Genomic DNA, 26,602 nt, shown 5'->3' on the forward strand with positions numbered 1-26,602 from the left:
ACTCGATCATCAAGTTTTTCATAAAACCCGCCCTGAATAGGGTAGGGAATTTGTTAAAAACACAAATGTATAGGGTAAGACTGCTCCCTCCCCTGATGGGGAGGGTTGGGGTGGGGAGAATAAAATCAATGGCTTATACTTATGGCTTAGAGATTTTAATCAGACTGCTTTCTGTCTGATTAATGAAAAAAGCCTTATTTAGATTCTCCCCACCCCATCCCTCCCCATCAGGGGAGGGGGACGGATTCCATTGCAACTTGTTGTTTTAAATTAATTTGTTAAACTTTTCAATATCCGGTAGCTGAGCTATTTATCCGAATATTAAAAACTGGATGATCGAGTTTTATAGACCCTAACACCCTTAGCGGGAGGTTATGCTTCTAAGGCCTATCGCACAACACACCAACGCACTTTAAGGGGAGTCGCTATTTTTGCGAAAGATTGCTTCGGCATCCTTGCCGGTCAATCAGCAAAAATCACGCGACCGCTTATGCCTTCGGCTGCCCCAGCCGTCCTGGTCACTCGCTCGCCACCCAACAAGGGGTGGCTCACATGCTCTCCAATGACTCGACGCGATTTCGTATAGCCTGCATTTTCACTTCCGCTTCGCTTCGTGAAAACTCAGGCACTATCGCTTCTGGGGACTACTCGACTCCTGTCTCGCAGCGAAGGTATTAAAATCATAGATTGTCGAGTGGCCGGGGTCGCCGTTGGGCATTGGGACACCACGGGGTATAAAAAAAGTTGCCGAATGCCCCCCGAATAAAGCGGCAGGAAAAACAAACGGCTTCAAGACCACATAAGTGCCTTCATAGATGCCAGGGACTTTTGGTGTAGTCTCTTGGCCTGCAATCGGCGGTACATCGCTGGGTGCACGCTCAGCGACTTGCGCAAACCAAGCCCTGGCATCTTCTTCAGTCGCTTTTCTGAGCAGGCCTTTTTTGATGCCATCCTCCAAACCTGCCTCCCCTGCAAGAGGGGCATTCTTATCGAAAAAAGATTTCGGCGGAGTGGCCGATGAGGATAATACTTTTATATCCGGTGATAAGGGCCCGCCTACCAAGACGTTGCCATTTTCGGCAAGATACACTTTTTCTACAGGACGGCCAAACAAACGGCGGGATAAGGGGTTAAAGGCTTCTGGCTCCCATAAGTTGAAGTCTTTACACCCGCCCTCGTTTTCTATTGTCGAATTAAGCATCGGGATACCGCGCGGCAATCCGGCCACGGCTTGCCGATGAAGACCGCCTGCAACTACGGCAATGATATGCGTCCCTTGCGTCCAATGGATGTTCCAAATGGTCGGTTCGTACTGTCCTAAGATTAAGACTAAGGGCTTGTCGGGTCGGTTGGCCAAAACTTCAATTTGTAACGCTTGATAGCCGCTTTGGTCAATTTGAAAACCTGTTTCGTGAGAGCGTCCGCCAGATACGGCCAACACAGCAAAATCATCAGGCAGCTTAAGCTGAGTAAATTCACATCGGGTTGGTTTGCTTTTGATTTTAATTTTGACAGGCTCAGGCGGCGGGGCTTTTAACGTTATTCCGCAATCCGCTTCAGGATCAATTTTGCCGGGGACAGCGTTTTTATGGCAGGATGCCATGCCAAACGCATCATGCCCAGAAAATCCGCCGCCACTGGGCGAGCTGTCGTAATCAAAGCGATAAATGCCGCTGCGGTTAGGTGTGCCTAAGATGCCTCTCGCCACATAAGAATCGATACCCGACCCTTCATCAGACAGATAAAACCCTTGGCTATGTTGGTAGGCAATAGTCATACACCGGATGGCTTTGGCCGCTACCGCACCGCTCAAGTATCCAGATTTCCTGTCGTTAAAGTGAAACACCCCGCAGCGCACGGCGTTTTTGCCCACGACGCTTAACAAGCGCTGCTCCAAGCTGGTTTTTTTCGCATGGCTTTGATAGGTAAAACTTAGCGTAACGATGGTCAGTAATAGGGCATTTTTCGCTAGGCTGTTCATCTGGGATTTTTGTTCAAGCCAATGGGAATCCGTTTAAGATGCCATGGATCAAAAAAAATCGCAAGTAGTTAAGGCTGTTTGCCAAAACTACCTCATGGTGTGCTAAGAAGGCGAGGCGTTTAGCGGGGAAACTGACGGCAAAACCTAAAGGCCCATAGTGTGTTGTGAGAAATCACGGCCTTAAGTTAGGCAAATCCGGCCTACGTTTAATCTATCCCGGTGTTTTTAAAATCATTCAACCAACTCTGCAAAATCAATTGCGCGGCGAGTTGGTCTTGTACGGCCCAGAGTTTGGTGGCGTTGACGTTGACTTCGTCGAACAATAGCTGTTTGGCTTCGTAGGTGGACAGGGCTTCGTCTTGTTGGTAGACGGGCAGGTTGAAGCGGCCTTGCAGTTGGCGGCAGAATTTTAACATGCGCGGCGTGATGGGGTTGTCGGTGCCGTCGGCTTTGCGGGAGATACCGACCACCAGCCCGGCCGGTTGCCATTCGGCAATCAGCTTGCCGATGGCTTGCCAGTCGGGGGTTTCGTTGGGCGAGCGCAAGGTCTGTAGCGAGCTGGCACTGCGCGTGGTGACTTGCCCGACCGCCGTGCCGATTTTCTTGTTGCCGAAATCAAAGCCCAGGTAGGTGTCGTTACTGATGTTGGCGGCGAGGGGGTCACGGTTAGCCATGGCCTGCCATTGTCGTCAGTTTGTTGATGTCGATGCCGATTTGCCCGGCCGCCGCGCTCCAGCGCAGGTCGATGGGGGTGTCGAACAGCACTTGCTGGCCGTAAGGCGTGTTCAGCCAGGCGTTGGCGACCATTTCTTTTTCCAGTTGGCCTTCGCCCCAGCCCGCATAGCCTAAGGCGACCAGGTAGTGTTCGGGGCCTTTGCCGACGGCAATCGCCTCCAACACATCGCGGGAGGTGGTCAGGGCGATGTCGTCGGAGATGGGCAGGCTGGCGTGCCAGTCGCCGCCCGCCGTGTGCAGGACGAAGCCGCGCTCCTGCTGCACGGGGCCGCCGGCAAACACCGGGGATTCGGCCGCCACCAGCGAGGTGAAGGGGATGTTCATCTGTTTGAAGATGTCGCCCAGTTTCATGTCGGTGCAACGGTTGATGACGATACCTAGGGCACCGTCTTTGTTGTGTTGGCACAGGAAGGTGACGGTGTGGAAAAAAATCGGGTCCGCCAAGCCGGGCATGGCGATGATGAATTGGTTATTGAGGTAAGTAGGTTCGTTCATACGCTTAAAATCGGCAATGGTGGGCGGTATAGGCGGCTTGGGGCATTACCCTAGGCACCCCTGGAAATCGGCAGTCCTGCGGGGCAGAAGTGCCTTAAGTACAAGGCTAATCGCTTCATGGCAAGTCCGGTCGGGCTGGGCTTGCGGTAACTTTCTTTGGTTTTTGGCTTCTATATGGGGTTCGGGGCTATCGATAACAAGTGTTTAATAGCCCTAAGGAACGTGCATAAAATATAAGGAGGCGTTCCATTGCATCTCTGCGTGTTAAACCCCCTCCCTCCTGAGCGCCCCCTTGTCAGGGGGAGGGGCATTTTCCCCCTGATTTTCGCCTGTATGACGGGGAAGCCATTTGCCTCCTCCCCTGCCAAGGGGAGGGCTGGGGTGGGGTTGAATTCACGAATGTTAAAAGATAGGCATCTTCTTAAAAGCCCGTTCTCCGACCCGCCCTAATGCGCACTCAGCCCCGATTGGTCGGAGAACTGCCAGACGCGGGTAATCACCAGCACGTTCGCTTCCTTGAGCAGCTCGGTCGGGAACGGGGCAAACGGGGCGCTCATTTTGACAATGTTTTTCGCCGCTTCGTCCAAAGACGGATGCCCTGACGAGCGGGTGATGACAATGCTTTGGATGCTGCCGTCAGCCCTGACCCCGACATCCATGGTCAAACGCCCGGAAAAATTTTTGCGGGCGGCGACTTCAGGGTAATTCATATTGCCGATACGCTCGACTTTATTTTCCCAATCTTTTTGGTATTGCGCCGCCAAAAACTGATGGGTGCTGACTTGGCTGACGCGCTTGGTTTTGTTGTTGTCCGAACTTTGCTGGCTGAGGCGGACTTCCGTGCCGAGCTGCGCCATTTGGCTGCGTAAGGTCTCCATATCCAGACGCGGGCTGGGCGTGTCGTTGTCGCCCTCATCGGCCTTGGTTTGGGTGGTGACTTTTTGCGCGGCTTTCGGTTGCACCAGCACTTTTTCTACCGCCTTAGGCTTATTTTCCACCACGGCGGCTTTTTTTATAATCTTTTTCTCGCTTTCGCCTTCGCTGGGCAAATGCTGTTGCGGCGGCGCCGCCCGTTGCACGGTTTCCCCCGCGCCGACCTGGTTGTCCGGCGCCAAAAATTTCGCCTCAGGGGGCGGTTTTTTTGCGGGTGTGTTGACCAAAGTGATGTCGATGGCACGGTTAAACTTTTCGGTTGTGGGGGCGGTGAAATTGACCCCCAAAATGACCAGCACATGCAGGATGGCCGCCACAAACAAGGCGAGCAGCAGCGAGTCATTGTGCGGCATGACCGATACGGGCTTAAAATCGGCCGATTTTTTAGCCATGTTGCAAAGTCGCGGCAATGTGGTCCATCAGCAATCCGGCAATATTGAGGTTAAATTGGCGGTCAAGTTCCTGTACGCAGGTCGGGCTGGTGACATTAATTTCGGTCAGGCAGTCGCCGATCACATCCAGACCGACAAAAATCAGGCCTTTTTCGCGTAAAGTCGGTCCTACTTGCCGGGCGATCCATAAATCTTGTTCGCTTAAAGGCCGGCCTTCGCCGTGGCCGCCTGCGGCGAGGTTGCCACGGGTTTCGCCTTGTGCCGGGATACGTGCCAGGCAGTACGGCACAGGCTCGCCGTTGACCATTAAGATACGTTTGTCGCCGTCTTTAATGGCGGGCAAGTATTTTTGCGCCATGACATAGCAACGGCGGTATTGTGTCATAATTTCGGTAATGACGCTGAAATTAGGGTCGTTCTCACGCAGATGGAATATCGACGCGCCGCCCATGCCGTCCAAGGGTTTGAGGATAATATCGCCGTGTTCGTGCAAAAAGGCACGGATTCTGTCCGGTTCGCGGGTCACTAAGGTGTCGGCGCAGCAATGGGCAAACCAGGCGGTGTATAATTTCTCGTTGGCATCGCGCAAGGACTGCGGTTTGTTGACCACATAAACGCCCAAATCTTCGGCGCGTTCCAGCAGGTAGGTCGCGTAAATGTACTCTTGGTCGAAGGGCGGATCTTTGCGCATCAGGATGGTGTCCAGCGTCTCCAGCGGGATGTCCTGCTCTTGGCTAAAGCCGTACCATTGCTTAGGGTCGCGTTGGACGCTGAGCGTGCGGGTTCTGGCGTAAGGCCTGCCGTTGCGCAGGTACAGGTCGTTCAGTTCCATGTAATGCAGTTCCCAGCCCCGCGCTTGGGCTTCCAGCAGCAGTGCGAAACTGGTGTCTTTTTTGATGTTGATATGGCTGATGGAATCCATCACCATACCCAGTTTTATAGCCATGGGCGGTTCCTTAGTGAGCGCGGATGGCGCTTATTTTATAGATTGCAGTTTACCTTGCAAAGAAATTTTGGTATAAAGCTCGGCTATTTAGCATTAAGGCACACCTAGAGGTAAACTATGACCAGAATATGCCAAGTTACAGGAAAAAAGCCGATGGTCGGCAATAACGTATCACACGCCAACAACAAAACCAAAAGACGTTTTCTGCCAAATCTGCATCACCACAGATTTTGGGTAGAAACCGAAAACCGTTGGGTGCGCCTGCGCGTCTCCGCTAAAGGTATGCGTATCATCGACAAAAAAGGCATTGACGCTGTATTGGCGGATTTGCGTAAAAACGGCATCAACGCTTAAGAGGATAAACCATGCGCGATAAAATTAAATTAATTTCTACCGAAGGCACCGGCCATTTTTATACCACCACTAAAAATAAAAAGACCATGCCCGAAAAGATGGAGATCAAAAAATTTGATCCAGTCGTCCGTAAACACGTCATGTACAAAGAAGCCAAAATCAAATAAACGTTTTGGTTGCTTGCCCGTTGCTTGCGCTAACCACAGTCCCGATGTGGTTAGTCAGGTGGCGTACCCACCCCTTTTCCTCCCCCCGCCTTTGGGCTTGCCCCACAATGCCTAGGGCATCTTGCATTGTTTTAGGTCGTCCGCTGGTGTTTGAACTAAATTGGTGCATTATAGGTCTTCCTGCTGTCGGTAAAAATGCGCCCCTGCGTTAACCGCTTTGTCCGTTTCTGTGGGCATTGTGCCGACCCGTGTTATTTTTACTGGATATAACTGAGTCATTGGCGGTACTATTTTGCTAAGGCCGCGCTGGTTTTGCGGCCGATACGGAGATAGCCCAAAAAGGGTGGCATACTTCATGCTTCGTTTAATGTAAAAATTAATAACTATTAAAAAGCTATGAAATCGATCTGGGAAAACTACACCACCGAGAACGCTTACGACGAACTCATGTATTCCGAATTCCAGCCGCGTCCGGTTAGCCACAGCTTATGCCAATATCTAAACTCGCTGAAAAAAACCGATATAGATAAGCGCAAGATCGCGGCGGAACTGGCGATTATGGAAATGGGCATTACGTTTACGGTCTATAGCGACGAAGGTAATATTGACCGGGCTTGGCCTTTTGACATCATCCCGCGCATTATGGATGCCAGGGAATGGCGGGTTATTGAACAGGGCCTTAAGCAACGTCTGACCGCCCTTAACTGTTTTATCAGCGATGTTTATGGTGAGCAACAGTTCATCAAAGACGGCAAAATCCCTAGCGAAACCATCAACAGTTCGAAAAACTTCCGTAAAGAATGCGTCGGCATGAAGCCGCGCCATAATGTTTGGGCGAATATCTGCGGCACTGACTTGGTGCGTAATAAAGACGGCATCATGTACGTTTTGGAAGACAACCTGCGGGTGCCGTCAGGCGTGTCGTACATGCTGGAAAACCGCGTCATCACCAAGCGGGTCTTCCCCGAACTGCTGCAAGGCATTGATATTCTCCCGATAGACGATTACCCCACACAACTGCAAGACATGCTGGCTTCGATAGCCTTCGCCGACACCGACAAGCCGCTGATTGTCGTGCTGACTCCGGGCATTTATAACTCCGCCTATTTTGAACATGCTTATCTGGCGCAACAAATGGGTGCGCAATTGGTCGAAGGCAACGATTTGGTGGTAAAAGACGACAATTGCGTTTATATGCGCACCATTGAGGGGCTGGAAAAGGTCGATGTGATTTATCGGCGCATTGACGACGATTTCCTTGACCCCGAAGTGTTCCGCAAAGATTCTACTTTAGGTGTGCCTGGGCTGATGCGGGCATGGCAAGCGGGTAATGTCGCCTTGGCCAACGCCCCTGGGGCAGGGGTCGCCGACGATAAGGTCGTTTATGCTTATGTGCCGGAAATGATCCGTTACTATTTGAACGAAGAGCCGATCTTGCCGAACGTGCCGACTTATTTGTGCAGCAATAAAGAACATTACGATTATGTTATGGATCATCTGGCCGAACTGGTGGTAAAACCCGCCAACGAATCCGGCGGCTACGGCATGTTGGTCGGCCCCCATTCTACCGCCAAAGAAGTTGAGGCCTTCCGCAAGGTTATCCAAGCCGACCCGCGCAATTATATCGGCCAGCCAACCTTGGCGATCTCCACTGCGCCGACTTTATGTAAAGGCAAGTTGGAGCCGCGCCATATCGATTTGCGCCCATTTATCCTGCAAGGCGAAAACACCTTTGTCACGGCGGGCGGCCTGACCCGCGTCGCCTTGCGCAAAGGCTCGTTAGTGGTCAACTCCTCGCAAGGCGGCGGCAGTAAAGACACTTGGATCATCAATATGGAGGGCAACTAATGTTATCTCGTTCAGCAGAACGCCTGTATTGGCTGGCGCGTTACATGGAGCGCACCGAAAACACCGCCAAATTGGTCAGTGTATATATGAACCTGCTCATGGATTTGCCCAAAGGGGTGGAAATGGGTTGGCAGCAACTGTTGCGCATCAACGGCTCGGAAAAGGAGTTTTACGAGAAATACAAATCCGCCAACGAGCGTAATGTGATCCGTTTTATGCTCGCCGATGACAGTTATTCCAGTTCGTTGTTTGCTTCCCTGAGTGCGGCGCGGGAGAATATCCGCACTACCCGCGAGCTGTTGCCGGATGAGGCGTGGGAGCAGGTCAACGAAATGTATCTGTGCAGCAAAAGCGAATTGGAGATTGTCGCCAACCGCCGCAGCCGGGTGTTGTTTTTAAAGAAGATCATTGAGGGTTGCCAACGTTTTAGCGGCCTGTTGTCCGGCTATATGAGCCACAACCACCCTTACCGCTTTATCCGCTTAGGCAGAAACCTAGAGCGCGCCGACATGACCAGCCGTATCTTAGATTTGGCCTCGCTGTTGTTGGCCGACTCGCGCAGCGACGAATTGCGCCAGTATGAGACGATTTTATGGATGAACATCCTGACCGCCCTCAATGCCCTGTTAATGTACCGCCAGCACGTCCGTAGCCGTGTTAAAGGCGATGATGTGCTCAACTATCTGCTGCTGGACAAAAACCTGCCGCGCTCGGTCGCCCGCTGTCTGGTGGAAATCTCCGAAAGCATCGCCCAACTGCCCAACAGCGACGCGCTGCCCCAACGGGTCGTCGAGATGGAAAACTATGTCCAAGCGATAGATACCCGTGAAGCCACGCAACTGCAACTGCGCGCCATTTTGGATGATTTGCAGAATAAGCTCGGTGGGCTGCATGGCAATATTGCCGATAATTGGTTTGCCCGGATGGAGGATTAGGGCTAAGGCCTTGGGTTGCTTTTACGGGTGAGGGCGGCTCTGTGCTGGCAAGGTTTCCTCTTTGGAGCGCGGGCAAGATGCCCGCGCTCCGAAACCCGTAGCTTTTGGCGTTTGTCTGTATTATTTCCTGCCGTAAATCCTCCCTGCTGCCCACCAACAAAATAGCTCCCGCCTCAAAAGCCATCCGTAAAAACGCCACCCGGCTGATGCCCAACCATTTGGCGGTAGCACCAGATGACAGCTTGCCTTCTTTAAACAAGCGGATAGCGGCTTGTTTTTTTCAGATGATTTTTCATAATCTTCCGCGTTCAAATGGATGCCCATTAATAATTAATGTGGGTAATCTAGGGTCATGGTTCGTGGAGTGCCATGGCTAAAGACCATTGCACTCCTCCCGATGTGGCCTATCCGTTAATGCAATACGCGCTTATTGCATTACCGGAATCGATTACAGCGGCGGTTTGATCGGGGATTTGGCGGGCTGTTTATGGCGTATCCGGCCTATCACCACTAAGAGGGCGATAAAGCTGGCGATAACGGCGAGTTTTGCGAGGGGCGTTAGGTGGGGCCAGAAGTCTGGCTGAGGTGCCGGTAATGGGCTGGGTAGGGCGGTCGGGGTGTTGTTGCCGATAATAAAAGACAGGCCTTGTAAATCCTGCATCGGAAATTGTTCATACCCCCATTGTTTTAAGGTGATCTCCGGCACTTTGGCTTCGATATAGCCAGCTAGCTCGCCAATGTCGATTTGCGCGTCGGCGTTATGGTCGGCGTTTTTTAAGCCTTCTAAGAGCGCGTAAGTGAATACCCCGTGCTGGCCGTAACCTTCTAAGGCCATTTTATCGTCGGCAGTTAGCGCTAACACCGCGCGTCCGGTCGCCCGCATTAAGCGGCTGATGGCGGTTTTTTGCCCGATGCCTTGTAGGGTCGAAGGACTGGCGCTATAGGTGTCTAACAGCACCAGGGTTTTGGTGGCGGCAATTTGTGCCAAGAGGTCGCGCAAGCCTTGTTCGTCCAGGCTGCCTGTGCGCAGGGAGTCGGCGTTGGTGATGACGGTTTCCCAGGGGGCAAAGTGATAATTGCCGTCTACGGCTTGGCCGTGGCCAGCCAGATAGAGGATGAACACGTCTTGCGGCTGGACGCTGGCGGCTAGGGTTTTAAACGCGGCTTGCAGGTTGGCGAGGGTCGCGTCGCGGTTTAGTAAGGGCGGCAGGATGTTGAGTTTGTCGAATGCACCTTGGCCATGCTGTTGCAAGGCGGCGGTTATCGCTTGCGCGTCTTTATCCGCATAAGTCAGTTTTAAGGCGCGGTCGCGGTAGTCGCTGATGCCTAAAGCCAAGACGTGTAAGGTCACGGGCAGTTGCGGCTGGTCGATTTGCACGGCGGTGCTGAGGGTGCTGGAAGCGACTTTGTTGGCGGCATCGTAGGCGATGATTTCGACGCGGTTAACGCCGCTGGCTAAGGTGAATTGGCGTTTTAAGGCGGTTTGTCCGGCACTGCCGACCGGATGGCCCTCTTGCACCGCGCCGTTGATTTTGTAGATAATGTTGCCGATACCGCCGCCTTGGTCGGTGATTTGGAATTCTACTGTGTAGTCGGGGCTGGTTTGGTGGCTGTCGGCAGCGGACAGTAAAGTCAGTTGCGGTGGCAAGCCTTGGGCGAGGACCTGGCGGATGTCGCCGATCTCGCGTAAGGCGGTTTGGATGGCTTGTTCGTTGCCGTTGAGGCGTTGGCTGATTAAATCGGGGCGGTAAAAGCGTTTGCCCAGTTGTTGGGCGCGGATGAAGAGGCCTTCCTTATCGTCGCCTTGGTTCAGGTGGTAGCCGACCAGTTCCTCGGCGCCTGGGCTGGCGGCGTAAAAGCCTTCGGGTGTCCATAACACCCAGCGCTGGCCGTCGGCGTGGGGGAAAAAGGCCAGTTGTTCTGTGCCGTCTTGGGTACTGAACCAGCGTATTGTGCCGTCGCCAAAGGCTGCGACGGCGAAGCGGCCGTCAGGGCTGAGGTTGACCGCCCAGGCTACTTCGGGTGTGGCTGCCTGCCATTGCGGGCGGCCTTGTTGGTCAAAATAGCGTAACCGCCAGTCTGTGCCTAATAAAAAATGTCCGTCATCGGCACTGATGGCGAGGCTGCGGGATATTTCGTTGGGTTTTAATTCAATCGGCTGGCGGTTAAACAGTGGCGTTAAGTAGTCTTCCCAGTTGGTGATGCGATAAGCTGAAGTAGTGGTTTTGGTGGCAAATAAGCTATCCGTGCCATTTTTGGGACGGTACGCTTGCTGATTGATATCGAAGAGGCGCGGGATGCCGTTGGCCGTAAAGCGTAGCACCGAAGCGGTGGGGTTTAAGTGCAAGCTATTTATTGGGTCAGCGCTCCGGTAATCGGTAATCAGGGCGGTTTTTTCCAGTAGCTTGTGGTTGCCGTCTAATAGCCCCCAAGTCGGGTCGGCTGTGCCATACACTAAGCTCCGGTCACGCAAGGGTAAAAAGTCCATCACCGTACTGTTGGTTAAGGCCACGCGCTGAGCCGCCCCGTGTCCGGCTTGCGGCCAACTGAGCAAAGGGCTTATGCCAGAGCCATCATCATAGCGTCCGCCCGCATACAAGGTTTGTCCGTCCGTTGACCAAGCGACTTTACTTAAATCATCATTATCCACGCCTTGGGTGTCGGGTGCGTAGGCCAGATGCAGATCGTCGGCGGACAGTACGTTCACCTTGGTGCTATCGGCAAAGCCTACAGCAATCTGGTGGCCGTCGGGCGAGAAGCGCGCCGCAAACGGCTCTTTGCCATCGGTTAATTTTTGCTTATGCAGTAATTGGAACTGCGGGCTATACAGCCGGACAAAGCCATCATCGCTGCTGCTAACCAAGCGGCCTTGGTGGTCAAAGTCCAGCCAATAACTGTCATCGCTATAGGCCTTATCGGCGGCGACTTCCTGTAAATTGGTCGTGTCATAAACGCGGATGCCGTTTGAGCCTTTTAAGCCCGCCGCCAAAAACTTGCCGTCAGGGGAATAGGCAAGATGGTTAACGCGACTAGGTAATGCGGCAATATGCCGTTGTAAGCGGCCACTGGCACGGTCAAATAAATAAATGTGTTCAGGAGAATCAGCACGCCCGGTAAAACCGCCGACCGCCACCTCCGTTCCGTCCGGCGACATCGCCGCCGCGTATAACTTGCCTTCATCGCCTTCGCCTATGGGTGGGCGTAGGATTTGTAACAAAGCCCCGCTGTGCAAATCCCACACCCGTGCGGTTTTATCATAGGAAGCGGTGACCAAATAACGCTCTTGGGCATCTATGGCGATTCGGCTAATAGGTGCGGTGTGCATCCCAGTTTCTAGGCGTAAGAAGGGGGTGTCGGCAATTGGGCGGGAGGGGCTGGCGGTGGTTGGGTTACTTAAGCTAGTGAAGAGCAATAAATAAAACAAAACCGATAAGGCAAGGCGGAGGTGTGCGGCGGACATGGCGGGCACCGGGTGGTTAGGAAGTTGGCAAGCCCGCGTGACGGTGGGGCGGGGTAATACTTGGGGTTTTTATCATAAAACACCTGTGGTGGCAAGGGGCTATAGTGGCCCTTAATAGGTGGCGGCATGGGCTAGCGGGTAATCTTGGCATTCCCTTCGGCTACGCTCAGGGAACGGCCTTTCGGCTGCGCTTAGGGAGCGTTCGCTCAGAGGGCGGCAGGGATAAAAAGCTTAACTGATTAATGGGCGGTTACTTATCCCCCCCGATGTGTAACACCTTCAAAAAGCCAAGCTTATTCCCGTTTGATGTTCATTATCATTCGGCACTTGGGGTAGTTGACGCAGCCCCAAAATTCATTGCCGGCATTTTTGCCGGTTTTAGCGGTGCGCCTGACCATTTTGGTATCGCATCTTACGCACGTCGGGGTGGTGTAATCGCCTTGGGTGGCGATGTCGCCAAGGCGTTTTTTGTTGGTGTCGTCTAAGCCATTGATTAGGGCGATGAGTTCGTCGCTGTCGATTAACAGCAGGTTTTTGCCTTTGGCAAAGGCCAGCGCGGCTGAGGTGTATTCGGAGGTGGTCAGAAAAATCCCGTGTTTGACTTTCTCGGCCGCCATTACCCCGTAGAGCTCGCGGATCAGGTTGACCCCGATGGGTCTGCTCCAAGCTTTGCACTGCGCCACCGCAAACACCTTGCCTTCTGGGTTTTTGATGCGTATATCAATGCCGCCGTCTGCGCCTATGCAGGTGACTTCCGCCATGCAGTTTTTGATTCTCAGGTATTCCATGCAAATTTCTTCGTAACGCTTCCATTCTAAGGCGCGTAAAAAGGTTGTTGTCCAGTGGATGGCCACCTCTTTGCGGTGTGGGGTGGGTGCTGGGGCGTTAGTGTGGGCGTTAGGCGTAAAGGCTTTTTTTAACGCCTGATGGTCACTAGATTTGGCGGTGGCTGTCCGTTGCGGCCTTGCTTTGCGCTTTGCCGTGTTGCGCCGCGTCGGTTTAGCGGCTTTTTTAACCCCTTTCACCAATACGTCTATGACGGCGATAACAACGAAACAAGTAATGATTAGGCTCCACATGATAGTGATGTTTGTTAGGGTAATGGGAATGGCGATAAGCCCACAAAAAAACGGCGTGAGCAATGTCGGGTCGTCTGTGGTGAATACGGGTTAAACCCCTATTATAAAGGTTTTAAAGCAAGCGCGGGGGATAGGATGACGGCTATGAAAAGCCGTCGGATTATGTGCTGGGTTGGTGATTTTTTAAGCGTAGCTTATCGATTTAAGCGCCAAATTGGGCGGCGATAGCCACGCTAATTGATCTTTGATGACAACCGCGTTAGGAACGTGCATGAAATAAAAGCTGTTGTCGGGGCGAAAGTATGGCAAGCCCCGCCCACCCCATTGCCCGCCTTACGCCGGATGGTAACGCCGATAGATCATCCCCATTAACTGGCGCTTTCGTAATACTGTCATTTTGCTTGGGTACACTAGGCTAGCTGCTACCTTGAGCAGGGCTAAAACGTTAACCGCCAAGCGATTGAAAAATCATGACGACAGGGTTTGCCCCTATATTTTTCAATGTTTTTAGTCTGGCTGGGGGTGCGCAGTATAACGTGAAGCCTAGTATCAGGTTAATCCATCTACTATCAAAGGGGTTTATCGATGTTGTTTAAAATGAAAAAATTAGTCTTGGGTTGTGCGTTAGCCGCCGCCTCTACTGGCGCGTTTGCCGCTACGTCTACCACGGTGCGGATTATCGCTTTTAACGATTTTCACGGTAACTTGCAATCGCCGGGTAACTTCAGCATTCAGCCGGGCGGGTCGGGTACGGCGTTAATTTCCAAACCGTCCGGCGGGGTTGACTATTTGGCGGGATATGTCGAGTCTTTGAAAATCGGTTATCCTAATAACATCGTGGTTTCGGCAGGCGATTTGACGGGTGCCAGCCCGCTGATTTCCGGCGCTTTCCATGACGAACCGGCCATTGAAACCATGAACCTGTTGGGTTTGGAATTTAATGCCGTGGGCAACCATGAGTTTGATTATGGCCAAACGGAAGTCCTGCGCAAACAACATGGCGGCTGTTATCCTAAGGGCGTAGTGGGTGTGGACACTTGTTTGGGTGCTACGTCAACAGCTACTCCTGTGCCGGTCGCCTATCCGTTTGAAGGCGCTAAATTTAAATATTTGTCCGCCAACGTTACCCGGCCTTCAGGAAAAACCTTGTTCCCGGCTTATGGCATTAAATCGTTTGACGCGCCATTAAACAAACTGACGGGCAAAGTGAAAGTGGCCTTTATCGGTATGACCTTGAAAGACACGCCGAGCATTGTCACCCCGACAGGTGTGGCTGGCCTGACCTTTAAAGACGAAATACAAACCGTTAACGCGCTGATTCCTGAATTACGCGCCAAAGGTGTGGAAAGTATTGTCGTCTTGATCCACCAAGGCGGTTTCCAAGGTTCAACCGGCCCTAACTACATCAACGATTGTTCGTTGGCTTCTAACGGTACGGCAGATGCCACCGCTTTGGAACCTTTGCGCAGTATTGTCAAAGGTTTGGATGACGCGGTCGATTTGGTCGTCTCTGGCCATACCCATACCGGTTACACTTGCCAATTGCCGAACAGCGTAGGCCGTAGCATTCCTGTTACCCAAGGCGGAAACTATGGCCGGGTGCTGACGGCGATTGATTTGACGGTCGATACCAAAAGCCGTGATGTGATCGGCGCGTCGTTCAGCAACACGGTAGTTGACCGCAGCAATGTTGCCATTACCCCCAATGCGACTATCAAAAGTGTTGTCGATGCTTACGCGACTAACATCTCACCGATTGCCAACCAAGTCGTGGCCACTATCGCCGCGCCTGTGTTGAACAGTGATACCGCCAATGGCGGTACAGGTGAAAAACCGGCCGGAAATTTGATCGCTGACAGTATGTTGGCGGCAACATCGCCTGTTAAATTTGGCGGTGCAGTCATCGCTTTCACTAATGCAGGCGGTGTGCGTGCCGATTATGCCAACAAAGCCATTCCGGCAGTCTACCCTTATAACCTGACGTATGGCGATGCTTTTACGGTACAGCCGTTCGGCAACAATATGGTGACTATGACGGTTACTGCCCAGCAATTGAAAGACGCGCTGGAAATGCAGTTCCCAGGCAGCAACTGTGTTCTGCCTAGCGGTGTCAACGGCCAAATCCAACAACGGATTTTGCAGCCATCGAATGGCTTCAAATTTTCTTGGAGCGCGACGGGCGCAAGCTGTAGCAAAATCCAAGACGTGAGCCTGACGACGTATGACAGCTTCGGCACGGTCAGCAATGTCGACCAAATCGTCAGTGCGGGTGTGGTACTGAACCCTAGCCAAACTTACCGGGTAACGGTTAACAGCTTTATGGCGACAGGCGGCGACGCTTTCGCGGTATTCAAATTAGGCACTAGCCGTTTGGGCGGCGCGCAAGATATTGATACGACGGCGGCTTATTTGGCGCAGTTTAAAGCCCCTAACCCTGCTTATGATCCAAGCGCGGCCAGTTTGCACACACCGCGTATCGTTAAACTGCCTTAAGCGTTATTTTTGTTAGGGATGCCTTAAGAGCGTGCATAATAGGTAGGCGTTCCATTGCATCTCTGCGTGTTAAACCCCACCCCAGCCCTCCCCTTGGCAGGGGAGGGAGCAAATGACATCCCTGTTATACAAGCGAAAATCAAGGGAAAAATGCCCCTCCCCCTGCCAAGGGGAGCCCTTCGGCTTCGCTCAGGAGAGAGGGGGTTGCCGTACTTTCGCCTGATCAACAGATTTTATTTCATGCACGTTCCTTAAGAAAGCCGCACCTTCGGGTGCGGCTTTTTTTTGGCCGCTCAGTTAGCCACCACAACCTGCACCACGGCGGGCTGCAATTTTTCGTATAACTCTTCAACCGACGGGTTAACCGTGTGGGCTTTGCCCCGCTTAGGGCGGGCTTGTGCGGTTTTCGGCACTAACGCCCGCAAGGCTTCGGCGCGGACAGCAAAAGCACCCTTGCCTAATAGGCTGTCGCGGTCGGTGATGCCTTTGAGTGGCTCGTGCGGGCCTAGCGTCATGCCGATTAACTGGCCGGACGGGTCGAACACCGGGCTGCCGCTATTGTCCGCCCCCCCTAGTGAGCCGCTCATCTGCATCAACCCGCCCACACCGACCTCAGGCCTGACCACGACACTGGGGGCTACCAGCGGGTAGCCCGCCTCCACACCGTCGGTGACCGGATAACCGAACACAAAGCAAAATTTCAGTTGCTTCGGCATGGGCATTAAGCCGGGCAGGCTCCACACTTTCGGGTAAGCTTGGGGTAAGCGCAGCAAGGCCAAGCCTTGCTCAGGCAAAACTTTCTCAACTTGGGCGGCGCGGACTTCGCCCAAGCCATTGCGCACCCAGATGTCCTTAGCCCCATTGGCGACTAAACTGGCATTGGTTACGACCCGCCGCCCTTGATCGACGACAAAGCCGTTACCGGATGTTACCGCGTTGGTGGTCAGCGGCAAGGCGGCAAAATAAGGTGCGGGCCAGCGTGAGGTAGTGGCGGCTGGCGGCGTTGGGCTGGCGGTGTCCGGCGGTGTCGCACCGGGCAAGCGGGCTAACCACGCCCGCAACGGTTTGGCCGCGTCAAGCTCGCCGTTGGCCTCGTAAGCCAGCGCGGCTTTGAGCCGCCAAACCGCGACGGCTTCGGTATCGCCCGCCGCCAAAGCCGCACGGGCGCGGAGCCGATAAATATCGCCGTGCGGCGGGTTTTTGGCGATCCAAGCATCCAGTTCTTTTAGTGCTTGCGGGATAGCCATCCGGTCAATGAGGATTTCACTATATGCCCCCATTAACGCGGCATCATGCGGATGGTTTTGTAACGCGGCGTTGATTTTCGCCAAGGCCGGGACAGTTTGGCCTTCGCGGTCTTCCAAATAGGCCAGCAACGCGGCGGTGTCGTTGACATCGGGGTGTTCGGCGGCGACCAGATTGGCGAAGGCGATGGTTTTTCTAAACTCCCCGGCTTGCAAATACGCCCGCACCATACCGATTTCTGCGGCCGCCGACTCGCCAAACCCGGCGGCTTTATCATAAAGCTCGGCGGCCTGTTGGGGGTGGCCGCTAGCCATTGCGGCTTGGGCGCGGGTGACCAGGTCTTGGATAACCGCCTCGGCAGGGCTGGGGTCGGCAAAGCCGGGTGCGGCCAACAGCAGGCCGGCCACTAAGGCAAGGTATCGGGGCGCGGGTTTATTCAGGGTAAAAGCCATTAGCGGGAATTCCATCATCGGGGTTAAAGGCGGCGGGCGTTTAAGGCCCGACGTATCAGCCTTAACATTATGGCATTGCCTTTAGACAGTTATGTGACAAGGCTTAACGGGGCGGGGGGCGGATTAGGGTGTGGATAGCAAGCGTATAATCGCGTAGTAATTGGGCTGCCATTCGGCTGTAAACAAAACCCGAAACGTTTCTTCTTTCATGCTTGGAAAAGTTTATCAGGCGGTGTATCGGCGGTAATCAGTGCGGAGATCAGAATACAGGTGTCTAAAACTATTCCCTTGACTTGGTTTAACAGTTTAGGTTTCTGGACAGGTAAATTATCTGACGGGTATTGCGTAAATTATAGGATGTGCTAAATTTCGCTAAGTTTATAAAAGAAAAGAGCTATATGTTTTTAAAATAACTATGGGCAAACGGATGACGCAATATCTTGCATTATTTAGGCTGTCTGCATTACGTTGCGCATTAAGGAGAGGATAATGGGTAAATACGGAATAGCGGCTAAACATGCTGTAATGTTAGTCGCAGAAGGGCTGGATAAAAACCCTCGTTCCGCTTGGGAAAAAGTTATATTGAAGGACTTTCAAGATTCAAAATCCTCCCAAGATAAGAATTGTCCAAAATCCACTTTTCTTGCTTTATGTGAGGCTGGCCTTGTTCAAGGGATTGTTGCGGGAAGTTATACGGGTTCAGTAAAAAACAAGAAATATGCACTCAACGCAGTAGGGCACTTAAAAACAAACCCTGAACTTGTGGCAGATGAAAATAAGCTTTGGATGCTAGCAATTGAAGGCAAGGATATAAAAGAAAATTCGCAAATGGATGTTGTCATCACGTTATGGTCTGAAGGTTTGATTAAACGATAATTTATGTTGGGCTGTTGTAGGGTACGCTGTGCGTACCTTTTTCCGGCAATAGGGTGTTGTTACAAATCAACGCTCTTTTTAGTATTCGTGGATAGATAACCGCATTTTTGTCCGTCTTTGGGATATTCGGCTAAATGGTACGCGCAGCGTACCCTACATTTGAGTGATTTTTGCTTATGTCTGATTATCGGCGGGCTTATGTGCCGGGCGGTTCGTTTTTTTTCACGGTGGTGACTGAACGTCGTGCGCCGATATTTCGCGCCGAAACTGCCCGCATGTTTTTGGGTACGGCATTACGCGATTGCCGCCGGAATTGGCCATTTCGTTTGGATGCTTTGGTTTTGCTGGACGAACATTGTCATGCAATATGGACATTACCCGAAGGTGACACCCGCTATTCGGCGCGGTGGGGCTTCATCAAAAAGGAATTTACCAAGGCATGGTTGGCGGTGGAAGGACACGAACAAGCATGTAGCTCATCACGGTTAAAACAACGGCGGCGCGGCGTATGGCAACGCCGTTTCTGGGAACACGCCCTTCGCGATGAAAACGACTACGCCCGACATTTTGATTATGTGCATTACAATCCGGTGAAACACGGTTATGTCGAACGTGTGCAAGATTGGCCTTATTCAACTTTCCATCGTTATGTAAAACAAGGCGTTTATGATACCGATTGGGGTGGTGGAAATTTTGACACATCGGTATTTGATGATTTGGATACCACCGCAATGGAGTAGGGTACGCTGTACTCTCAGGGGCATAAATGCGTACCTTTTGCACTGATTTTTATGAGGATTTTTTAAAGGTACGCACAGCGTACCCTACGGTGAATTGTAAAAGCCGAAAGCTGGCCGTTCACAGTATATTTACCTAATATACCTCGCCCATTTTGAAAGCCGTAGTTTCAATGGGTGGCCGAGGATTAACCGTTCGCCTGTCCCCAGGCTGGAGCTTGTCGAAGGGTTCACCACGAACGGATTAACTGGCAACGTCCTTAAGTTAAACTACGGATTTCAATATGGACGGGGTTTATCAAATTTCTTAAAAGGTACGCGCAGCGTACCCTACATGTTACTGCATTACGTTAGGAGTCAACCAAAAGGGGATAAGCTTTGGGGAATTCGTTCACTACAATGGTCAGGGAGTACCTTTCAAGGCTAGAAGTCCCGTTGGTCGGGGCGTTGCAAAAGTTGGTACAGTATAAGTACCCAAAAGAAGTCTATGCACTGGCATTCGAAATATTTAGCGATGGTTTTACATCCCAATTTCCCGCGCGTGTTTTCTTCATGGATCGTACAAATACCGAGTGCTTTTTGTATGAAAACGGAGTGGCAAAGTACCCATCCCCAATTGATCCAAATATTTTGGAAGTTGAGTATGTGTATCCACAGGAAATTGAAGAAGAGTTTGCCGCGAAAGATCCAGAGCTTGACCCTTGGAATATTGCAACCCTCGAATTTATTGCCTGGTTCTATTCCTGCTGGACTAAGGCGGGAGGAAAGAATTTCCCTTTGGTTGCTACCATCGCACATCATGATTCATCAAGAGAATTCAATCTTATAACTGGTCAATGGCAAGAGTCCTATGCGCAATTTAACGCCTAACAAGTCGGTCAAAGGCTGCCCGCCGTTCCGCTGGCGAAGTTGGTTTTTTTGTCACAGGTAAGCGGCTTCGTTGTAGGCCATCAAGAGGTAGCCCTTTACCGTAACCTTGGGCATAAGGGTCTGCATTGGGAGCTTGTCGTGACCTTAGAAACGTGCATGAAATTAAGTAGGCGTTCTATTGCACGGGGTCCCGGCTCTAAGTCTTTGGGCGAAGCCGAAGAGCCGCTCCCTTCGGCTTCGCTCAGGGAACGGCTCTTCGTCTCTACAACGGATTTTTATTTTGTACGCGTTTCTTAGTTAAAGGTTTTACCAGGTGTGCCGGGCAGTTGTGGCATGGTTTGTTTTGGGAATTCGCCAGTCAGGGCGTTCAGGAACGCGGTGATGTCGGCGACATCGTCTTTAGACAGGTCTTTGCCTAATTGGACTTTTGCCATGACGGTGACAGCTTGCTCTAGGGTTTTAACCGAGCCGTTATGGAAATACGGGGCGGTCAAGGCGATGTTGCGTAAGGTGGGCACTTTAAACAAATGCGCGTCGGCTTCGTTTTTGGTCACTTCGGCTAAGCCTTGGTCTTTTTTGAAGTGGTATTGGGCTTCAAAATAATCGTTGCCGATGACCGGGAAGCGTTGGAACGCGCCGCCGCCGTTTAAGGCCGGGCCGCTATGGCAACCGGTACAGCCGAGTTCTTCCATTTTGGTCATGCCGCTGACTTGTTGGGTGGTCAGGGCGGCTTTGTTGCCGTTGACGTATTGGTCGTAAGGGCTGTTAGGGGTGATTAAGGTACGTTCGTAAGCGGCAATGGCTTTGGTGGCGTTATCTTTAGAGATGGCATCTTTACCGAAGGCTTGTTCAAAAGCTTTGTCGTAGCCTTCGATGGCTTTCAGGCGGGCGACGACATCATCCCAGCTTTTCATGCCCATTTCGATGGGGTTGGTAACGGGGCCGGCGGCTTGGGCTTCTAGACTGGGGGCGCGGCCATCCCAGAATTGGACGCTGTTAAACGCGGAGTTCCAGACGGTCGGGGCGCTGCGGCCACCGGTTTGGCCGTGGACACCCATAGAGTTGGGGCGGTTGTCTTCGCCGCCTAGCATGGTGTTATGGCAAGACGAGCAGGACACGGTGCCGGTTGAGGACAGGCGCGGGTCGTGGTAGAGCATTTTGCCCAATTCGACTTTTTCTGGGGTAGTGGGGTTGTCGGCAGGGGCGGGGGCTTCGGTCGGCAGGGTTTCCCAAGCGTTGGCGACTGACAGCGAACCTGCCAGGGCGAGTGCGGAAACCAATAAGCGAATTTTAAACATGTATCCTCCAAATATTATTTTTATGGTTGGTGAAAGGGCCATTAACCAGCCCTTGCGGTAAAACAAGGTATAAATGGCCCATGAAACGTATTATACCTGCTTGGATTGTAAAATATTAACCGGGTTAGGTACAATCAAATTACGGTTACAGGCGATTTGCTTTAGCTTTGGCTCACATTACGTTTTGAGGGCATAGGCAAATAAGGCGTTAAACCCGATTAGGATCGTACATAAAATTAAGTAGGCGGTTCCATTGCACCTCAGCGTGTTAAACCCCACCCCAGCCCTCCTTACAAGTGTAGGTTTTCTTACCCTCCACCCCCTTCTGCGTAAATAGCCAAAGTCACGCCGTTGATTTCCGTCAAACCGGGCCATGCCTCAGGCCGCCCCGGTTTGACGGGCAGGAGTTGGTGGTTCAGCAAGGCGGCGACAATCAAAGACCAACCGTGTTGGAAAATGCCGACCATCCGCCAGCGCTTCCCTTGTCGCCGTGCCGCACCCGGCACTGATGGTTCCTTGATGTCCAACGGCGTGTCGGCTCCGGCCTCGGCTTCGCCACCGACGGAAAGCAGCCACCAGGTGGCGATGGCAATGGCCATCCACAGCCGCTCCGCCCGCGCCGGATCATCCATGCGCGTATGTTGCCATTGCCAACCGCCCCGCTTGCTGTGCTTGAAGCCCTGTTCTATCCATGCCCTCAAACCGTACCAGCAGGCGTCGGCGCATTCGGGCGCCAGATCGGTCAGCACCAGCCACGGGCCGTTGTGCCCTTCGCCCCAACAGCCCAACAACGTGCAGGGCAACTGTGTCTTTTTGCCGCTGAACGCGGTGCCGCGCCCCTGCCAACGGCGGCCTTCCGCAGGCACCAAACTGCAAAAGGGATGCCAGCGGCACCAGCCTTCGGGACGGAACGAACCTTGGACATTGACGCGCAGGAACGGATGCCATTTCAGTTCCACGATGGCCCCGAACAGCCATTTCGCGTATAAGCCCCGGTCGGCCAGCACGATGACCGTCCAGCCCTCCGGCAACAGTCCCCGGAAACGCCCCAACAACGCCAGCCATTCCGGTTTCCAGGCGTGTTTCTCCGTGGCTTTCAGCACCTTCCAGGCGATCGGCACGGCACAGCCACGGTACACGACACTGATGGCCAGCACGGTGAACCGATCCCCCAGGCTCGTCGCATCCATGGCGATGGCGAGCTGGCGGCCTGCCCAGCCGTCCAATACCCAGGCCAGCCACGGCGCCCAACACTCGGTGACGCAAAGGTCGGCACGCCGCCGCCCCGATTTCGCGCCCGCTTCCCGATAGGTGTCACGCAACCTTTCACGCAGCGTGTTGTACTTTTGCCCCAGCAGCGGCGACAACACGTCGGCCACGGCGGTCAGGCTGCATGAACGCGCGACGACCATGCCAAAACTCCACAACGCCAAGCCCAATGCCTGTGGCTTGCTGAGGGACGGAAAATGCATGGCAATCGTGTCGATCCATTGGTATAGTTCTGGATGGCGGGGCATGGCGGCACCTTCGGTAAACGGATGTTGATGACACTCATCAATTTACTCTCAACGCTTTGCCCCGTCACTTTTTAAAAACCTACACTTGTAAGCCCCAGCCCTCCCCTTCGCAGGGGAGGGAGCTTATGCCTTCCCCGTCGTACAGGCGAAAATCAGGAGGGAGGGGTTGCCGTACTTTCGCTTCTACTACAGATTTATTTCATGCACGTTCCTTATCGCGTTTAATGCTCGGCTTCTAACATCGCGGCCATTTCATTGTAGATGTGCTGTTGCCGTACCGGGTCGGTAATCGGCTGGTTTTGTGGGTCGGTGACGTAAAACAAATCCTCGGCGCGGCTGCCGATGGTAGTGATCTTGGCGCTGTGCAGGTTAATGTGCTGTTTGATGAAGGCTTGGCCGATTTGGGACAGCAGGCCGGCGCGGTCGGTGGTGACCAGTTCGATAACGGTATGCCGCCCTAGCGGGTCGTCTAAAAATTGGATGCGGGTCGGAATCGGAAAATGGCGGGCCTGGCGTGATTGGCGGTGTAGGTTTTTGTGTTTTTTAACTTCTTGTTTGCGCAAGCTGGTTTGCAGGGCGGTGCGGATATGTTCCTCGCGGTAATGGTCTTGGATAGGCTCGCCGGACTGTTCCAACACTTGGAAGCTATTGAGGGTGTAATCGTTCAGCGTGGTCATGATCCGTGCGTCTAAGATGGTCAGGCCCAGTTGGTCGAGGGTGGCGGTGCACAGGGAAAAAATTGGCCCGCAGTTTTCGGTATAGACGAATATTTCCGCGCTGCCGCGTTGGGTATGCGGCTCCAATAACACCAGCGGCAGGTCGGCCGGGTCGGCGTAGGCGATGGCGCGGGTATGCCAGACAATTTCATCGGTGGCGTAACGTAAGAAGTAATCGTCGCTGAGGTTGTGCCACGTCTTGTCAATGACGCTTTCACATAAGCCCAGTTGGCGCAGTTCGTCTTTGGCTTCGGCTTTGTTCTCCGCCAGCCGTTCCGCGAGAGTGACCGGATTTTGCAGGCCTTTGTGCAGGACGCTATGGGTTTTGTTATACAGCTCTTTGAGCAGCACGTCTTTCCAGGAGTTCCACAGTTCCGGGTTGGTGGCGCGGATGTCGGCGACGGTGAGCAGGTACAGGTAGTTAAGGTATTCGATGCTGCCGACCAATTGCGCGAATTCGTGGATGACATCGATGTCGCTGATGTCTTTGCGTTGGGCGGTCATGGACATCATCAGGTGGTTGCGTACCAGCCAAGCGGTCAGTTTGCTGTCGTGGTTGGACAGCCCGTGCTGTAGGCAAAATTGGTAGGCGATGTCTTCGCCGATGGTGGAGTGGTCGCCGTTGCGGCCTTTGGCAATGTCATGGAACAGCCCGCCGAGGTAGAGCAGTTCGGGTTTTTGGATTTGTAAAAAAACTTTGTGGCAAAACGGCATTTCGTTGCAATGGGCTTCAATCGAGAAGCGGCGCAAGTTGCGGATCACGAACAGGGTGTGTTCATCGACGGTGTAAATGTGGAACAGGTCGTACTGCATCCGCGCGACGATGTTGGCGAAGCTGGGCAGGTAGGCGGCCAGGACACCGTAGCGGTTCATGCGTTTGAGTTGGGTGGTGATGCCGCGCGGTTGCCGCAACAGTTCGATGAACAACTGGTTAGCGGCCTTGTCGGTGCGGAACGCGTCGTCCATCAGGTGCAGGTTTTTGCGGATCAGGCGGATGGTGGTGGCGCGGATGCCGCTTAAGCTGGTATTTTGTTGGAGGATGAGGAAAATTTTCAGCAATAAGAGCGGGTTGCGGGTAAACACGTCTTCATCGACCGCTTCCAGATAGCCGTTGATGGCGACAAAGTCCTCGCTGATGTCGGTGGGCCGGCAACCGGTTTCGCCACAAACGAAACGCTCGTTAAACAGTTGCAGAAGCATTTCGTTCAGCCGCTCCAGGCCTTGTACGGTTTTAAAATAAAACTGCATGAAGCGTTCAACGTCTTGGTTGTATTGCTGGTCTGCGCCGCTAAAGCCGAATTGTTGGGCGAGGTCGCGTTGGTAGTCGAAAATCAGGCGGTCTTCGCCGCGTTGCGTGAGCAGGTGCAGGGCATAACGGATGCGCCACAGCACTTCGCGGGCGGCAATCAGCTCGTTATATTCCGACTCCGGCATGAAGTTGTATTTGATCAGCTCTTTCAGGGTGGAAGAATGGTAATGGCGCTTGAACACCCACGCGATGACCTGCATATCCCGCAAGCCGCCGGGGCCTTCTTTGACGTTCGGCTCCAGATTGTAGGCGGTGTTATGGGCTTTGGCGTAGCGTTGCTCCTGTTCGGCCATTTTGGCTTGAAAGAACAGGTCCGAAGGCCAGATATGGTCGGGCGAGGTCTGTTCTTTCAGTTCATCAAATAAGTCAGGGTTGCCGGTAATCAGACGGATTTCGGTCAGGCTGGTCATGACCGTCTGGTTTTTAATGGCTTCGGCCACGCATTCGCTAATGGTGCGCACGCTTTGTCCGGGTTTGAGGCTGATGTCCCAGAGGAAGGTGAAGAAGTTGCCCAAATCTTCTTGGTAGCCGCTGTCGTCGCCGTCCTCTTCGCCGTTGTCGAGCATCACTAAGATGTCGATGTCGGAATAGGGGAACAGTTCGCGCCGCCCGTAGCCGCCGACGGCGATGAGGGCGAAGCGGGCGGCTTTGATGCCGAGAAAATGCCGCCACGCGCTGCTGAGCAGATTGTCGATAAAGTCCGAGCGTTCTTTAATAAGCGCCGACACCGATTGGTGCGGGTCGAATTTTTGTTTAAGTTCCGCCTCGTTGTGTTTCAGCAAAAGCTTAAACTGTTGCAGGTGGTCGGGCTGGTCAAAGAGTTCAGAATACAAAGGCTTCACCGTTCTTCTTGGCGTAAGGTCAGGATTTCATAGCCGGTCGGGGTGACCAGTATGGTATGTTCCCATTGCGCAGATAAGCTATGGTCTTTAGTGACCGCCGTCCAACCGTCCGCTAAAACTTTGACATGGCGTTTGCCCAGGTTAATCATGGGCTCGATGGTGATAATCATGCCCGCGTCCAGCACGTCGCCGCTACCCGCCTTGCCATAATGGAGGACTTGCGGGTCTTCATGGAATTTTTTGCCGATGCCGTGCCCGCAGAATTCGCGTACTACCGAATAACGGTTGCCTTCGGCATGTTTTTGGATGGCATGGCCGATGTCGCCCAGGGTAGCCCCGGCCTTGACTTGCTCAATGCCTTTGTACATGGATTCTTGGGTGATTTTTACCAGCCGTTTGGCGTGGGGGCTGACCTCGCCGACACAAAACATTTTGCTGGTGTCGCCGTGATAGCCGTCTTTAATGACGGTGATGTCGATATTGACAATATCGCCGGATTTAAGTTTCTTGTCGCTGGGGATGCCGTGGCAAACCTGCTGGTTGATCGAGGTGCAGATCGATTTGGGGAAGCCTTTGTAATTCAGCGGCGCGGCAATGGCTTCTTGGACATTGACGATATAGTCGTAGCAAATTTGGTCTAGCTCGTTGGTGGTGATGCCGGGGACGACAAAAGGTTCGAGCATTTCTAAGACTTGTGCGGCCAGTCGGCCTGCCACACGCATTTTGTCGATTTCACTGGCGTTTTTTATAATGATGCTCATAGTCAATTAGCAATGGCTACTGCTGTCGGCAGTATTTCAGGGTCAAAAAGTATAAGGAACTGGAGAGTTTAACAGAGATTGGCTTGTTGTAAAAAGCTTTATATGGTATAAAGATAAGTTCATTTTTGTACCAATACTCACATTTATCGTCACGTTTGGAA

At 52.9% G+C, this 26,602-nt stretch carries 20 protein-coding genes and 1 pseudogene; 8 read left to right on the plus strand and 13 right to left on the minus strand.

What is annotated here, in order from left to right; all coding sequences use genetic code 11:
- Positions 1 to 628: 628 nt before the first annotated feature.
- From AADEFJLK_RS00645 to gshB, 5 genes are all read right to left on the minus strand, one after another.
- Positions 629 to 1,981: a hypothetical protein gene (locus AADEFJLK_RS00645; RefSeq protein ID WP_103972952.1), complete on the minus strand. Its 1,353-nt coding sequence runs from the start codon at positions 1,979 to 1,981 to the stop codon at positions 629 to 631.
- A 206-nt stretch (positions 1,982 to 2,187) separates the two neighbouring features.
- The gene (gene ruvX, locus AADEFJLK_RS00650; RefSeq protein ID WP_103972953.1) at positions 2,188 to 2,655 is read right to left on the minus strand and encodes a Holliday junction resolvase RuvX; all 468 of its coding nucleotides are present in this window, start codon (positions 2,653 to 2,655) and stop codon (positions 2,188 to 2,190) included.
- On the minus strand, positions 2,648 to 3,211 hold the full coding sequence (locus AADEFJLK_RS00655) for a YqgE/AlgH family protein (RefSeq protein WP_088620457.1): 564 nt from the start codon (positions 3,209 to 3,211) through the stop codon (positions 2,648 to 2,650). Before AADEFJLK_RS00655 ends, ruvX begins: the two co-directional genes overlap by 8 nt.
- A 446-nt stretch (positions 3,212 to 3,657) precedes the next feature.
- Positions 3,658 to 4,536 (minus strand): energy transducer TonB, encoded by an 879-nt coding sequence (locus tag AADEFJLK_RS00660; RefSeq protein WP_103972954.1) that lies wholly within the window; start codon positions 4,534 to 4,536, stop codon positions 3,658 to 3,660.
- Positions 4,529 to 5,482: a glutathione synthase gene (gshB, locus tag AADEFJLK_RS00665; RefSeq protein WP_088620459.1), complete on the minus strand. Its 954-nt coding sequence runs from the start codon at positions 5,480 to 5,482 to the stop codon at positions 4,529 to 4,531. Before gshB ends, AADEFJLK_RS00660 begins: the two co-directional genes overlap by 8 nt.
- A gap of 117 nt (positions 5,483 to 5,599) precedes the next feature.
- On the opposite strand from gshB, the gene rpmB reads away from it, so the two are divergent.
- The 4 genes from rpmB (at position 5,600) to AADEFJLK_RS00690 (ending at position 8,786) form a co-directional block, all read left to right on the plus strand.
- Entirely contained in the window at positions 5,600 to 5,836 is a 237-nt protein-coding gene (gene rpmB / locus AADEFJLK_RS00670; protein ID WP_088620460.1) for a 50S ribosomal protein L28, read from the plus strand.
- Positions 5,837 to 5,847: 11 nt separating this feature from the next.
- A complete protein-coding gene (gene rpmG / locus AADEFJLK_RS00675) occupies positions 5,848 to 6,003 on the plus strand; it encodes a 50S ribosomal protein L33 (RefSeq protein ID WP_019866713.1) in 156 nt (51 codons plus the stop codon).
- Positions 6,004 to 6,399: 396 nt separating this feature from the next.
- Complete coding sequence (locus tag AADEFJLK_RS00685; RefSeq protein ID WP_088620461.1) at positions 6,400 to 7,851, plus strand: circularly permuted type 2 ATP-grasp protein; 1,452 nt, start codon at positions 6,400 to 6,402, stop codon at positions 7,849 to 7,851.
- Positions 7,851 to 8,786 carry an alpha-E domain-containing protein gene (locus AADEFJLK_RS00690; RefSeq protein WP_103972956.1) on the plus strand — a complete coding sequence of 312 codons (936 nt, stop codon included), beginning with the start codon at positions 7,851 to 7,853 and terminating at the stop codon, positions 8,784 to 8,786. Before AADEFJLK_RS00685 ends, AADEFJLK_RS00690 begins: the two co-directional genes overlap by 1 nt.
- Positions 8,787 to 8,919: 133 nt before the next feature.
- Here AADEFJLK_RS00690 and AADEFJLK_RS26020 read toward each other — a convergent pair.
- The 3 genes and pseudogenes from AADEFJLK_RS26020 to AADEFJLK_RS00705 form a co-directional block, all read right to left on the minus strand.
- Positions 8,920 to 9,051: pseudogene (locus AADEFJLK_RS26020) on the minus strand (UPF0175 family protein); the annotation flags it as partial.
- A 183-nt stretch (positions 9,052 to 9,234) separates the two neighbouring features.
- On the minus strand, positions 9,235 to 12,246 hold the full coding sequence (locus AADEFJLK_RS00700; RefSeq protein ID WP_103972957.1) for a caspase family protein: 3,012 nt from the start codon (positions 12,244 to 12,246) through the stop codon (positions 9,235 to 9,237).
- A 293-nt stretch (positions 12,247 to 12,539) separates the two neighbouring features.
- Positions 12,540 to 13,325: a restriction endonuclease gene (locus AADEFJLK_RS00705; RefSeq protein WP_103972958.1), complete on the minus strand. Its 786-nt coding sequence runs from the start codon at positions 13,323 to 13,325 to the stop codon at positions 12,540 to 12,542.
- 597 nt (positions 13,326 to 13,922) lie between these two features.
- On the opposite strand from AADEFJLK_RS00705, the gene AADEFJLK_RS00710 reads away from it, so the two are divergent.
- On the plus strand, positions 13,923 to 15,818 hold the full coding sequence (locus tag AADEFJLK_RS00710) for a bifunctional metallophosphatase/5'-nucleotidase (RefSeq protein ID WP_103973582.1): 1,896 nt from the start codon (positions 13,923 to 13,925) through the stop codon (positions 15,816 to 15,818).
- 293 nt (positions 15,819 to 16,111) lie between these two features.
- Here AADEFJLK_RS00710 and AADEFJLK_RS00715 read toward each other — a convergent pair whose 3' ends face one another.
- Positions 16,112 to 17,515, minus strand: coding sequence for a S1 family peptidase (locus tag AADEFJLK_RS00715; protein ID WP_170064995.1), 1,404 nt, complete (start codon positions 17,513 to 17,515; stop codon positions 16,112 to 16,114).
- Between the two features lie 489 nt (positions 17,516 to 18,004).
- Here AADEFJLK_RS00715 and AADEFJLK_RS00725 point away from each other — a divergent pair, with 489 nt between their 5' ends.
- The 3 genes from AADEFJLK_RS00725 (at position 18,005) to AADEFJLK_RS00735 (ending at position 19,998) form a co-directional block, all read left to right on the plus strand.
- Positions 18,005 to 18,391 (plus strand): DUF6979 family protein, encoded by a 387-nt coding sequence (locus AADEFJLK_RS00725; protein WP_146054476.1) that lies wholly within the window; start codon positions 18,005 to 18,007, stop codon positions 18,389 to 18,391.
- Positions 18,392 to 18,567: 176 nt separating this feature from the next.
- Positions 18,568 to 19,131, plus strand: coding sequence for an REP-associated tyrosine transposase (locus AADEFJLK_RS00730; RefSeq protein ID WP_088620970.1), 564 nt, complete (start codon positions 18,568 to 18,570; stop codon positions 19,129 to 19,131).
- A 375-nt stretch (positions 19,132 to 19,506) separates the two neighbouring features.
- Positions 19,507 to 19,998, plus strand: coding sequence for a hypothetical protein (locus AADEFJLK_RS00735; RefSeq protein WP_146054477.1), 492 nt, complete (start codon positions 19,507 to 19,509; stop codon positions 19,996 to 19,998).
- A gap of 293 nt (positions 19,999 to 20,291) precedes the next feature.
- On the opposite strand, the gene AADEFJLK_RS00740 is transcribed toward AADEFJLK_RS00735, so the two are convergent.
- The 4 genes from AADEFJLK_RS00740 to map form a co-directional block, all read right to left on the minus strand.
- Entirely contained in the window at positions 20,292 to 21,296 is a 1,005-nt protein-coding gene (locus tag AADEFJLK_RS00740) for a cytochrome-c peroxidase (protein WP_088620967.1), read from the minus strand.
- A 308-nt stretch (positions 21,297 to 21,604) separates the two neighbouring features.
- Positions 21,605 to 22,813, minus strand: a complete 1,209-nt coding sequence (locus AADEFJLK_RS00745) for a transposase (protein ID WP_103972962.1) — start codon at positions 22,811 to 22,813, stop codon at positions 21,605 to 21,607.
- A 221-nt stretch (positions 22,814 to 23,034) separates the two neighbouring features.
- The gene (gene glnD / locus AADEFJLK_RS00750) at positions 23,035 to 25,680 is read right to left on the minus strand and encodes a [protein-PII] uridylyltransferase (protein WP_103972963.1); all 2,646 of its coding nucleotides are present in this window, start codon (positions 25,678 to 25,680) and stop codon (positions 23,035 to 23,037) included.
- The gene (gene map / locus AADEFJLK_RS00755) at positions 25,677 to 26,441 is read right to left on the minus strand and encodes a type I methionyl aminopeptidase (RefSeq protein WP_088620756.1); all 765 of its coding nucleotides are present in this window, start codon (positions 26,439 to 26,441) and stop codon (positions 25,677 to 25,679) included. The genes glnD and map overlap by 4 nt, the downstream gene beginning before the upstream one ends.
- Positions 26,442 to 26,602: the final 161 nt, after the last annotated feature.

The organism is Methylovulum psychrotolerans (assembly GCF_002923755.1).
In the GTDB taxonomy this organism is placed as follows: Bacteria; Pseudomonadota; Gammaproteobacteria; order Methylococcales; family Methylomonadaceae; genus Methylovulum; species Methylovulum psychrotolerans.

Bases quoted from the DNA above. Each gene is read 5' to 3' on its own strand.
- AADEFJLK_RS00645 (WP_103972952.1), bottom strand. From the start codon at position 1,981: ATGAACAGCCTAGCGAAAAATGCCCTATTACTGACCATCGTTACGCTA.
- ruvX (WP_103972953.1), bottom strand. From the start codon at position 2,655: ATGGCTAACCGTGACCCCCTCGCCGCCAACATCAGTAACGACACCTAC.
- AADEFJLK_RS00655 (WP_088620457.1), bottom strand. From the start codon at position 3,211: ATGAACGAACCTACTTACCTCAATAACCAATTCATCATCGCCATGCCC.
- AADEFJLK_RS00660 (WP_103972954.1), bottom strand. From the start codon at position 4,536: ATGGCTAAAAAATCGGCCGATTTTAAGCCCGTATCGGTCATGCCGCAC.
- gshB (WP_088620459.1), bottom strand. From the start codon at position 5,482: ATGGCTATAAAACTGGGTATGGTGATGGATTCCATCAGCCATATCAAC.
- rpmB (WP_088620460.1), top strand. From the start codon at position 5,600: ATGACCAGAATATGCCAAGTTACAGGAAAAAAGCCGATGGTCGGCAAT.
- rpmG (WP_019866713.1), top strand. From the start codon at position 5,848: ATGCGCGATAAAATTAAATTAATTTCTACCGAAGGCACCGGCCATTTT.
- AADEFJLK_RS00685 (WP_088620461.1), top strand. From the start codon at position 6,400: ATGAAATCGATCTGGGAAAACTACACCACCGAGAACGCTTACGACGAA.
- AADEFJLK_RS00690 (WP_103972956.1), top strand. From the start codon at position 7,851: ATGTTATCTCGTTCAGCAGAACGCCTGTATTGGCTGGCGCGTTACATG.
- AADEFJLK_RS00700 (WP_103972957.1), bottom strand. From the start codon at position 12,246: ATGTCCGCCGCACACCTCCGCCTTGCCTTATCGGTTTTGTTTTATTTA.
- AADEFJLK_RS00705 (WP_103972958.1), bottom strand. From the start codon at position 13,325: ATGTGGAGCCTAATCATTACTTGTTTCGTTGTTATCGCCGTCATAGAC.
- AADEFJLK_RS00710 (WP_103973582.1), top strand. From the start codon at position 13,923: ATGAAAAAATTAGTCTTGGGTTGTGCGTTAGCCGCCGCCTCTACTGGC.
- AADEFJLK_RS00715 (WP_170064995.1), bottom strand. From the start codon at position 17,515: ATGGCTTTTACCCTGAATAAACCCGCGCCCCGATACCTTGCCTTAGTG.
- AADEFJLK_RS00725 (WP_146054476.1), top strand. From the start codon at position 18,005: ATGGGTAAATACGGAATAGCGGCTAAACATGCTGTAATGTTAGTCGCA.
- AADEFJLK_RS00730 (WP_088620970.1), top strand. From the start codon at position 18,568: ATGTCTGATTATCGGCGGGCTTATGTGCCGGGCGGTTCGTTTTTTTTC.
- AADEFJLK_RS00740 (WP_088620967.1), bottom strand. From the start codon at position 21,296: ATGTTTAAAATTCGCTTATTGGTTTCCGCACTCGCCCTGGCAGGTTCG.
- AADEFJLK_RS00745 (WP_103972962.1), bottom strand. From the start codon at position 22,813: ATGCCCCGCCATCCAGAACTATACCAATGGATCGACACGATTGCCATG.
- map (WP_088620756.1), bottom strand. From the start codon at position 26,441: ATGAGCATCATTATAAAAAACGCCAGTGAAATCGACAAAATGCGTGTG.